Origin of the sequence: Flavobacterium soyae, assembly GCF_021245985.1 — a bacterium.
GTDB lineage: Bacteria > Bacteroidota > Bacteroidia > Flavobacteriales > Flavobacteriaceae > Flavobacterium > Flavobacterium soyae.
This window is the reverse complement of the sequence record NZ_JAJQXA010000020.1, coordinates 20,072-31,855: the sequence shown is the minus strand read 5'-3', so window position 1 is coordinate 31,855 and position 11,784 is coordinate 20,072. Positions and strand designations below refer to the sequence as shown.

At 36.3% G+C, this 11,784-nt stretch carries 6 protein-coding genes and 1 pseudogene; all 7 read left to right on the top strand.

All coding sequences use genetic code 11. From position 1 onward, the window contains the following. Positions 1–16: 16 nt before the first annotated feature. A complete protein-coding gene (locus tag LUU93_RS19030) occupies positions 17–1,489 on the top strand; it encodes a RagB/SusD family nutrient uptake outer membrane protein (protein WP_232682734.1) in 1,473 nt (490 codons plus the stop codon). A gap of 30 nt (positions 1,490–1,519) precedes the next feature. Then, positions 1,520–3,442 carry an arylsulfatase gene (locus tag LUU93_RS19025; protein ID WP_232682733.1) on the top strand — a complete coding sequence of 641 codons (1,923 nt, stop codon included), beginning with the start codon at positions 1,520–1,522 and terminating at the stop codon, positions 3,440–3,442. Positions 3,443–3,793: 351 nt separating this feature from the next. Beyond that, the gene (locus LUU93_RS19020; RefSeq protein WP_232682732.1) at positions 3,794–4,861 is read left to right on the top strand and encodes a sterol desaturase family protein; all 1,068 of its coding nucleotides are present in this window, start codon (positions 3,794–3,796) and stop codon (positions 4,859–4,861) included. Positions 4,862–5,334: 473 nt separating this feature from the next. Continuing rightward, positions 5,335–5,532, top strand: a pseudogene (locus LUU93_RS19015) (cysteine synthase A); the annotation flags it as partial. A 104-nt stretch (positions 5,533–5,636) separates the two neighbouring features. Beyond that, positions 5,637–6,557 carry a family 2A encapsulin nanocompartment shell protein gene (locus LUU93_RS19010; protein ID WP_232682731.1) on the top strand — a complete coding sequence of 307 codons (921 nt, stop codon included), beginning with the start codon at positions 5,637–5,639 and terminating at the stop codon, positions 6,555–6,557. Further along, positions 6,541–8,475 carry a family 2A encapsulin nanocompartment cargo protein cysteine desulfurase gene (locus LUU93_RS19005; protein WP_232682730.1) on the top strand — a complete coding sequence of 645 codons (1,935 nt, stop codon included), beginning with the start codon at positions 6,541–6,543 and terminating at the stop codon, positions 8,473–8,475. The genes LUU93_RS19010 and LUU93_RS19005 overlap by 17 nt, the downstream gene beginning before the upstream one ends. Before the next feature lie 328 nt (positions 8,476–8,803). Beyond that, positions 8,804–11,782, top strand: a complete 2,979-nt coding sequence (locus LUU93_RS19000) for a SusC/RagA family TonB-linked outer membrane protein (RefSeq protein ID WP_232682729.1) — start codon at positions 8,804–8,806, stop codon at positions 11,780–11,782. Positions 11,783–11,784 lie beyond the last annotated feature (2 nt).

The window sequence follows — 11,784 nt, the reverse complement described above, 5'->3', positions numbered from 1 at the left end:
AAAAAAATATATCAAAATGAAAAAGATTATAATAACATTCCTTTTAAGTGCCGGACTATTGGTATCGTGCACAGATCTGGAGGTAACACCAACCTCTTTTGTAACCGAAGATAATTATTTCATCACCCAGGATGATGCCGTTGCGAGTGTAACTGCGGTTTATGCTTCATTAAGCCTTGATCCGGGAGAGCAGAGTTTATTTGGTAGAAACCTTTATTTTTTAACTGACATGGCTACAGATTATGCGGCAGCAGGAGTTTCGGCTACAAACCCGCAGGTTAGAGCTTTGAGCAGTTTAACGCACGATGCTACTTCAGACCGTGTTCAGGTGGCGTGGAGACAAATTTATGCCGGTATCAACAGAGCCAATGTTTCTATTGATAATATCCCAAAAGTATCTGGATCTGAAGTGGTAAAAACAAGATTAATCAATGAAGCTAAGTTTATCCGCGGATTACTTTATTTTCAGGCAGTTCGTCTTTGGGGCGGAGTTCCAATTGTTTTGCACGAACCAACTTCTATTCAGTTAGAAAGTTTAAAATCAAGAAGAGAATCTGTAGATAATGTGTATGCGCAAATTATTTCAGATTTAACTGCTGCCGAAAGCTTACCTGCAGTTTATACTGCTGCAGATGCCGGACGTGCGACTTCTGGAGCTGCAAAAGCTATTTTGGCAAAAGTATATTTGACCAGAAAAGATTATGCAAATGCTATTTTAAAAGCAAGAGAAGTAATCAATGGCGGGTATGGTTATGCTTTATTCGAAAATTTTCAGGACATTTTTACAAAAACGAAAAAGAACGGAAAAGAGCATATTTTCTCTGTTCAGTTTGAGCCAAACCAAGCAGGAAACGGATCAAGTGGAAGTACTTTTCAGGCCACATCTTTTACAGGATTTACTGCAACTGAACCTGCCGATATTATCTCAGACGTATCTTTATTTTATGATATTTATGAAGCTGGAGATACGCGTAGAGATGTAAGTTATGCTAAACAGCTGCTTAACCCAACAACCGGAACGCTTTATACTTTCCCTAAACCAATCTTTAAAAAATATCTGGATTTAACCAATTTGGCAACTCCGGCAAACGTAGCGATCAATTTCCCTTTAATTCGTTATGCAGACATCTTATTATCATTGGCAGAAGCCATAAATGAGCAAGGTGCACCAACTGCAGAAGCTTATGAATTGATTAACCAAGTAAGAAGAAGAGCTTACGGAAAACCTATTAACACTCCAGATACTACTGTAGATTTAGCTGGATTAAACCAAACCACTTTTAGAGCTGCTATTCAGGAAGAACGCAAAAAAGAGTTTGTTCAGGAAGGACAACGCTGGTTTGACTTAGTTCGCTGGGGAACATTGGTTACAGAAATCAAAAAAGTTACAGCTAAAAACTCAGTATCTGAAAAAAACAATCTCTATCCGATTCCACAGAGTGAAAGAAATATTGACCCAGTTGGTTTACCGCAAAACCCTGGATATTAACTATAAAAATAATCCAAAAAACTATTAAAGATGAAAAATTTTAAAAATAACTTTACAATCAAAAGCTCTGGAAAAGGGCTTTTGATTACAGCATTGCTAGCTGTACAATTTGGCTTTGCACAAGATACTCAAGAGTTCAAAGGAACAATTGGTAAAACATTAGCCGATTCTAAAGAATATTGGCCAGATCCTGTAAAAGCGCCAAAAGGTGCGCCAAATATTGTCTGGATTTTACTGGATGATGTTGGATTTGGGGCTGCAAGTGTTTTTGGAGGTTTAATTCAAACGCCAACTTTTGAAACTCTGGCTAATAACGGTTTACGTTATACCAACTTTCATACAACAGCAATTTGTGCTCCTACCCGTGCCGCTTTATTAACGGGAAGAAATTCTGGAAGAGTGCATGAAAGCGGATTTTCGCACACTATTTTATCGGCTGGATTTCCTGGCTGGGACGGAAGAATTCCATCTGATAAAGGAACAATTGCAGAGATTTTACGTGAAAACGGATACAACACTTTTGCAGTTGGTAAATATGGTGTAACTCCAGATGAAGATGCTACAGACGCCGGACCGTTTGACAGATGGCCAACCGGAAAAGGTTTCGATCATTTCTACGGATTCCTTGGTTCACAAACAGATCAATACAATCCTGATTTAGTGGAAGATCAGGCACATGTTAAACCAGACGGACGTCACTTAAATGAATTAATTACAGACAAAGCAATCAGCTATATTCAAAAACAGCAAAAAGCGGCACCTGGAAAACCATTCTTTTTATACTATGCGCCGGGAGCTGTTCATGCACCTCATCAGGTTGCTGAAAAATGGATCGAACCTTACAAAGGAAAATTTGACGAAGGTTATGATGTATACCGTGAAAAAGTATTAGCAAACCAAAAGAAATTAGGTGTTGTTCCTGCTAATGCCGTATTACCAGAACGCAATGCCCTTATTACAGATTGGAAAAAATTAACTCCGGATGAAAAGAAAGTATACGCAAGATTCATGGAAGCTTACGCCGGATTCCTGACTTATACAGATGCTGAAGTTGGAAGAGTGGTTAATTATCTAAAAGAAAGCGGGCAGCTTGATAATACTTTGATTTTTGTTGCCATTGGTGATAACGGAGCCAGTAAAGAAGGAACTTTACAAGGAACGATTAACCAAAGCTTATTTTCTCAAGGAAAAACAGAAGCAGAAAATCTTCAAAGCAATTTAAATAATATTGGAGAAATTGGAACTGCAAAAGGTTTAAACACAAACTATCCGTTAGGATGGGCGCAGGCAACAAACGTTCCTTTCAAAAACTGGAAACAAGATGCACATTCTGAAGGCGGAACTCGTAATCCGTTAATTGTTTTTTATCCAAACGGAATTAAAGACAAAGGCGGAATTAGAAATCAATATAGCCACGTAACAGATTTACTGCCAACAACATTAGCAATTGCAGGGATCAAAGCTCCGGAATATATCAAAGGAATTAAACAAGATATTATTCAGGGGTCTTCTTTTCAGGCTTCTTTAGATAATCCAAAAGCAGAATCTTTACACAAAGTTCAGTACTACTATATCTTTGGGAACAGAGCTATTTATAAAGATGGATGGAAAGCGGCTGCAGCACATTTACCAGATTCATTTGCTGTAAAACAATCAATAGGCAAAAACGAAAAACCTGCTGCAAGCAATTTTAATACTGATGTTTGGGAGTTATACAACTTAAACGAAGATTTTAACGAACGCAACAACCTTGCTAAAAAATATCCTGAAAAACTGGCTGAACTTCAAAAATTATTTGACGAACAGGCAAAAGAAAACAATGTTTACCCATTGATTGACTGGCAGGATGTTTACAACAGAAGAATTCATAATACAGGAGCTGACAAAGGTAAAACGCTGCAAGATTTAGTAAAACAAGTAACTAAACCTGCAGATACAGAAACTGCAAAATAATGATTCCCACAACCTGCAAGGTTTTTAAAACCTTGTAGTTTTTTTAACGCCATTAAAATCTTCATTTGATTTTGACGGTTTGGAAAATCATACCTACAAGGTTTTAAAAACCTTGCAGGATAAATCAAAAAGTAATGAAAAATAAAAAACAAAACTCTACTACATCCATAGAATTAACAGTTAAATTATTTATTTTCACATTAACATATTAAAATTCAAAAAGGTATGAAACGAGTAGATTATGAAATCATAGGAAAAAAAATTGTCGTTGGGGCAATTGTATTTTTAGTTCCGCTGGTAATTTTAGCCGGAGGTTTAGCATTAATTAATCAAATTTTAAAATAAGAAATCATGGCAATAGTTCAACAAGAAAAACTAAAAAGAGATTTAAGTATCAGTTTATTAATATACAGTTTGCCTGTAGTGGCAATTTTCCTGTATTTTAAATTAACAGGCGGAGCGGTAAGCGAATCGCATATTGCACTTCCTTCATTTTTAGAATTTGCACAACCTGTTTTTGCCAACATCAAAACGTGGGGATTAACCGTGTTTATGATTGTTTTAGGAATAATTGAGTTTGCAGCAGGTCTTTATGACGATCAATGGACAGGTGAAGAACGCAAAATTGATATTGTTTCATTTCTGGCGCCTAAATTAATTTTACCTCCGGTAATTGCTTTTTTCAGTTTAACAGCTTTACCCTATTTATTACCAAATTTAGCAAACACACTTTCATGGGTTCCGTTTTGGGGAGGTTTTTTCCTAATCGCAATTGCCGATGATTTAACACAATATTGGTACCATCGTTTGCACCATCAGGTTCCGTTTTTATGGCGTTTTCACAGAACGCACCACTCTGCTCCCTACATGGGAATGGCAATGGCTTCAAGACAGAACTTTATTTATACTATTTTCTTTTCTCAAATTTATTTAACGGCTACTTTAACATATTTAGGTTTAGGATTACCTGCTTTATTTGTTTTAGTTATTAAAAGTTTCATCACTTTGGGAGCACATTCAAGTATTGCGTGGGACAAACCGTTTTATAAATACAAAGTTTTACATCCAATTGCATGGATTTTAGAACGCTTGATTTCTACTCCGGCAACGCACCACGCACATCACGCCGATACAAGCGGTGACGGCGTTGGGCATTTTAAAGGAAATTTCGGAAACATGTTTTTCATCTGGGATGTCATCTTTGGAACGGGTTTAATCACTCGTAAATTCCCCGAATCTTACGGAACAAAATCATACAAACAGGAAGAATGGTACGCACAATTTTTATGGCCGATATTCAAATCTAAAAAAGAAGGAAGTCCTCTTGCCGAAGGCGTAATATCACTTCCAATAAAGGCCAAACCTACAGGAAATGTAGTAGAAACTGCTGAACAAACTCCGGTTTTAGAGCAGGCTTAATCTTAAAAAGTAATAAAAAATATAAAGTACGGCAATGTATTCGAATCAACCTTGTAGGTAATAAATAATGAATTGTCTCCAGCTTCAGCTGGAGGTTCAAAATTTGAAATGTAAAAGGCTTTAGCCAAACTTTTTATTCGGCTAAAGCCTTTTTATCCACAAATCTGTTACCTCCAGCTGAAGCTGGAGGCAATTCAAAACAGGAATGTTTGAAAAAAAATAAGCCCTACCCCTGCAAGGTTTTCAAAACCTTGTAGATTTATTATTAGACATTCTAAATTAATTAAGAATACCTACAAGGTTTTGGAAACCTTGCAGGAAATGAATAATGAATCGCCTCCAGCTTCAGCTGGAGGTTCAAAATTTGCAATATGGAAGGCTTTAGCCAAACTTCTTATTTGGCTAAAGCCTTTTTTACCTACAAACCTGTTACTCCAGCTGAAGCTGGAGGCAATTCAAATAAAATCTTTGAAAAAAATGACGCTTTTTCATTTGCAAAAAAATTAACTAAAGAAGAAGCGATTTTTGGAGGTATTTCGACCGGAGCGGCATTAGCAGCAGTTTCAAAAAAATTAAAAAACATTCCCGAAGATGCCGTAATCCTAACTTTTAATTATGATACCGGAAAGCGATATCTTTCTGTAGAGGAATTATTCGATTTTTTCTCCTAACAAATTACAAATCAAAAGCTTATAATTGAATAAAAACCCATAAATTTAATTCAATAAAGCTAGAAAAATTTTAATCAAAATTATAACCGAAAAACCTTAAAATTATGGCAGATTTACAAAAACAACAGACCGCATTAGGCGATGTTGCAGCAAGACAATTAGCGATCGCAACACGTACCGTTCCTCAAATTGGAACTATAACCCCACGCTGGTTAACGCATCTTTTACATTGGACACCAGTAGAATCGGGAGTTTTTCGTTTAAATAAAGTAAAAAACGCAAATCACATCGAAGTTGATTGTTCTGCACGCGACGAAAGAATTTTACCGAATACTTTTGTCGATTATATCGAGAATCCAAGAGAGTACAATCTGGCCGCAGTTCAAACCATTGTGGAAGTTCATACCCGTGTTTCTGATTTATACAGCAAACCATACAACCAGATCTCAGAGCAGCTTCGTTTGGCTATCGAAACAATTAAAGAACGTCAGGAAAGCGAATTAATCAATAACAAAGATTATGGCTTATTAAGTAACGTTGCCCCTTCTCAAATTATAAAAACGAGAACCGGTGCACCAACTCCTGACGATTTGGATGAATTATTGACAAAAGTCTGGAAAGAACCCGGATTTTTCCTTTTGCATCCTTTGGCAATTGCTGCTTTCGGACGCGAATGTACCCGTCGTGGTGTTCCGCCGCCGACAACTTCTTTATTTGGATCTCAGTTTTTAACCTGGAGAGGAATTCCGCTAATTCCATCTGATAAATTACCAATCGTAAAAGGAAAATCAAAAATTATTCTTTTAAGAACTGGTGAAAGCCGTCAAGGTGTAATCGGTTTAATTCAGCCTGGTTTACAAGGCGAACAATCTCCTGGATTATCAGTTCGTTTTATGGGAATTAATGAAAAAGCCATTGCTTCTTATTTAGTATCTCTTTATTGTTCTTTGGCTATTTTAGTAGATGATGCTATTGCTGTTTTAGAAGATGTAGAAATAGGAAAGTATCATGAGTACAAATATTAACAACAACGGTTTACCAAACATCGACGATTTGCAAAATTTAGCAAACGAGTTGTTCAAAGCTTTACCTAATGAATTTCCAAAAGAAATATCATTAAGTCCGGATAAAGCTGAACACCCGCGTGCGACAAAAATTGCAGAAACGATATTGCATACCGGAAACCTGGATCAGTTTGGCCAGATTCCCGCAGCAAATCCGTCGAATCTCCCGCCTGCGCCGCCTGCATTTAGTGGCTTTGGAGCTTCTCCTTCTGCATTAAATCATGGAAATACAGGAGCTTTTGCTTTATATCCAAATGCCGGAGCAGGATTTGATCCTCAGAACAAAAATTCGTCGTCAGGAGTTCAGGAAAACCATGATTTAAATATCAATGATCCGCATACCGGATTTCATGATGTTAATTTGAAAAATGGAAATCCCGCTCAATTGAATGAAGAATCTGTTTTTTCGCCGTTGTCATTAAACAATCAATATCTGCCATTTCAAACAGAAAATTCTTCTTTTGAAATTGAACTGCAGGCTGCTTTATCATTTGTCGATACACAGTTTAAAAAGCGGGAAGATTTTCCTTTAGGCGGAAATGAAACAACATCATCCTACTATTTTTTAGATCAGAATCCTTTTGCTTTTGATAAAAGGAGTACGGATATAATTGTTGGAAATTCTTTCGATTATAAAGAAATTAATCTTTTTAAAGGACATCCTTTTGATGCAGCTTCAGTAAAAAAAGATTTCCCGATTCTAAAAGAAACTGTAAACGGCAAGCCATTAGTTTGGTTTGATAATGCGGCAACAACGCAGAAACCGCAATCAGTAATTGATAGAATTGCGTATTTCTACAAGCATGAAAATTCAAACATTCATCGGGCGGCACATGAACTGGCAGCCCGTGCATCTGATGCGTATGAGGCTGCTCGTGAAAAAGTAAAAGCATTTTTGAATGCCAGTTCTGCAAACGAAATTGTATTTGTAAGAGGTGCAACAGAAGGAATAAATCTGGTGGCTTCAACCTGGGGCGATCAAAATTTAAATTCCGGAGACGAGATAATTGTGAGTAATCTGGAGCATCATGCGAATATTGTTCCGTGGAAACGCCTTGCTGATAAAAAAGGCTTGAAACTAAGAGTAATTCCTGTTGATGATGACGGACAAATTTTGCTTGACGAATATGCAAAACTGCTCAATTCAAAAACACGTTTGGTTGCTTTTACACAAGTTTCAAATGCATTAGGAACAATAACTCCTGCAAAGAAAATAGTGGAAATGGCACATGCTGCCGGAGCAAAAGTCTTAATCGACGGCGCACAATCGGTTTCGCACATGAAAGTTGATGTTCAGCAATTAAATTCAGATTGGCTGGTTTTCTCAGGACATAAATTATTTGGCCCAACGGGAATTGGAGTTTTATACGGAAAAGAAGATTTACTAAACGAAATGCAGCCGTATCAATCTGGCGGAAACATGATTCAGGACGTAACTTTTGAGGAAATAAAATACCACAAAGCTCCAAATCGTTTTGAAGCCGGAACCGGAAATATTGCCGATGCCATTGGACTTGGTGCGGCAGTCGATTATGTAACCAAATTAGGAATTGAAGCCATTGGTCAGTACGAGCATAATTTGTTAGAATATGCAACAAGACTTTTAAAAGAAATTCCGGGTGTACGATTGATTGGAACTGCAAAAGATAAAGCCAGCGTATTGTCTTTTAATTTACAAGGCTATTCAAACGATCAGGTTGGGCAGGCTTTAAACAACGAAGGTGTTGCAGTGCGTACCGGACATCATTGTGCACAGCCTATTTTACGTCGAATGGGAGTTGAAACAACCGTTCGTCCGTCATTGGCATTTTATAATACAACCGAGGATGTCGATACTTTTATTAAAACCATTTGGGAACTTAAAAAAGTCAGATTCTAAAATAATAAGAGCCTCTTCTCAAAACATATAATTACTTTTTTTGATATTTTAAGTAATTATACCCTGAAAGCGATTGTTATAAAACAATCGCTTTTTTATTAAAACTGTTTTTTTTACTGCTAAAAAATCAACGTTTTTTTTAATAAAAATATTCTGCCTTACATTTTTATCAAAAAATCAAAGATTTTTCACAAAAAACCAATAAACGCGTATACAAAAGTTATCAATATCACAAAACATAGCTTAATTGTTATTTTCAATGTTAAAAACGTATTAAAAATTAACATTAAATTAAGATATTTGAGAGACTAATTTAAACGAAATGAATATGAAAATTAAATTAAAACATTTTTTGTGGCTATTTTTACTATTTGTGCAAATAGCTGCGGCACAAGAATCGATTTCCGGAAAAGTAACAGATAAAAAAGGGCTGCCAATTCCCGGAGCTAATATTGTAGTACAAGGGAAAAATATCAGTGCTCAAACTGATTTTGACGGTTTATTTAAAATTGCCGCAAAAAAAGGAGAAATACTTGTTGTAAGCTACGTAAGTTATAAAACGGTAGAAGTTCCTGCTTCTAACAATATTACAGTTGAGCTGGTTGAGGTTCAAAATGAACTTGAAGCTGTAGTTGTTGTGGGTTACGGAACGCAGTCTAAAAAGAACTTAACAGATAATATCGCCCGTGTAACGGCAAAAGATATTAAGCAGATTCCGGTTGCAAACGTACAGAATGCTTTAGTTGGTAAACTGGCAGGGGTTCAAATTACGCAGACAAATGGTAAAGTTGACGGCGGCATTAATATTCGTGTACGCGGTGCGGCTAGTATTAGTGCCGGAACTCAGCCTCTGTATGTTCTTGACGGAATTCCGTTAATTAATGATGATGAATCAAGCAATGGCGCACCAACAAATCCATTGCTTACTTTAAGTACCAATGAAATTGAATCTATAGACGTTTTAAAAGATGCATCTTCGGCAGCAATTTATGGTGCACGCGGCGCAAACGGAGTTGTTTTAATTACAACTAAAAAAGGCCGTGAAGGGAAAGGAACTTTCACCGTAAATCTTTCGCAGGGAGTTAGTGAAGCTACACACAAAAGAAAATTTTTGAATGCAAAACAATATGTTGAATTAATGTTGGAAGCTGGAAGAAATGCTCAGGATTTAGAATCTGTTGAAGATGAGTTAGAATATCTATCTCAGGGAACGGATTGGAGAAATGGTGAAGTCGATACAAACTGGATGGAAATTGCCTTAAGAACGGGTTATACTACAGATGCTGATTTTTCTGCTTCTGGAGGAGATGAAAAAACAAAGTATTTCTTTTCTGGTGCTTACAACAACACAACTGGTATTGTGGACAGTAATACGTTAGAAAGATTTACAGCGAGAACAAACGTATCTCATAAAGTTACAGATCGTTTAACACTAGGAATGAACCTTGGTTTTTCAAGATCTTTAATTCACAGAGTTCAAGATGATAATTCATTTTCTTCTCCCTTACAATCTGTTGCACAGGCACCTATTTCGCAAGCAAGGTTAGACGATGGAACTGCAAACCCAAATACAGAATATTCTAACTACCTTTTGGCAAAAGATAATACGTTTTGGAAAACTATTATGCGCAGGCTTACAGGTAAAGTGTTTGCTGAATTTAGAATACTTTCTTCTTTAAAGTTTAATTCTGATTTCTCATACGATCTTTTATCTCAGACTGAGGATTACTGGCAAGGTAAAGATGCTCCTTTTATGGCAACTGACGGAGCTGTATTTGCAACCTCTGTAAATACAGAAAATTATGTTTCGAGTAACTATTTTACATTTGATAAAACATTTGCAGAAAAACACACATTTAATGTTGTTGCCGGTATGGAATTCAATAAATACAACAGAAGATATCAGGATGTAAACAGTATTTATTTCTCTAGCGATGATTTTCAAACTGTCGACGGTGGTGCCGAAGTAAATGAAGGCCATGGAAGTGAAACGGATTATGCTTTCGTTTCTCAATTTGGAAGATTGAATTATTCTTATATGAATAAATATCTTTTAAAAGCAAGTATCCGTCGTGATGGTTCATCCCGTTTTGGAAAAAATGAACGTTTTGGGGTTTTCCCTGCATTCTCTGCCGGATGGATTATTTCTCAAGAAGAATTTTTAAAGGATAGTAAAGTTATTTCCTATTTAAAATTAAAAGGAAGCTGGGGTAAATTAGGAAATGCCGAAATCGGGAATTTTGCTTCACGTCAGCTTTATAGACCAAATCCTTATAACTTAAAATCAGGACTTACTTTCGATCAGCCTGGAAATAATGATTTGACTTGGGAAAAATCAGCTCAGACTGATTTTGGCTTTGAAATTGGCTTCATAGACCGAATTACGCTTGAAGCAGATTATTACCAAAAAGATACTGACGGATTGCTTTTTGAAGTTCCGTTACCAATAAGTTCCGGAGCTGCTTCTATCAATAAAAATATTGGAAAAATAAGAAGCAATGGTTTTGAGTTTACTTTGAACACAAAAAATATTGATACAGAAAATTTTAAATGGAATACGAGCTTTAACCTAACAACAAACGAATCAAAGGTAAAATCGCTTCCAAACAACAATACTGATATCATTACTTTTTACAATATTAACAGAGTTGGAGAAAATATTTCTTCTTTTTATTTAGTTGAATATGCTGGTGTTGATCCTGAAAATGGAGATGCTTTATTTTATAAAAACACTAAAAATCCTGATGGAACAATCGATCACTCAACAACAAATACTTATAGTGAAGCACAACGCATTATTGCAGGAAACCCATTTCCTACTTTAATGTCTGGTTTAACAAATACTATTCTTTACAAAGGTTTTGATTTTACCTTTACATTTCAGGGAGAATGGGGTGCCAGCATTTATAATTCAGCTGGAATCTATCAATCATCAGCTGCTGATGTTTTTGACAATCAAACTACAGATCAGTTAAGACGCTGGCAGAAAAAAGATGACATTACAGATGTACCTCAGGCAAGATATGGCGGCGGAAACGGATCTCAAGATTCTACACGTTATTTGGACAAAGCGGATTTTGTCCGTTTAAGAAACTTAACTTTTGGCTATACACTACCAAAAGACGTATTGAAAGATTTAGGAATGAGCAGTTTAAGAGTTTATTTTACAGCTGTTAACCTATTTACTTTTACAAACTACGAAGGAAACGATCCTGAAGCTAGAAGAGATGATGGCGGGATTGGAGAAGATTTCTATTCAGCACCTCCAGCGAGAACAACTGCAATTGGTGTAAACTTTAATTTTTAAAA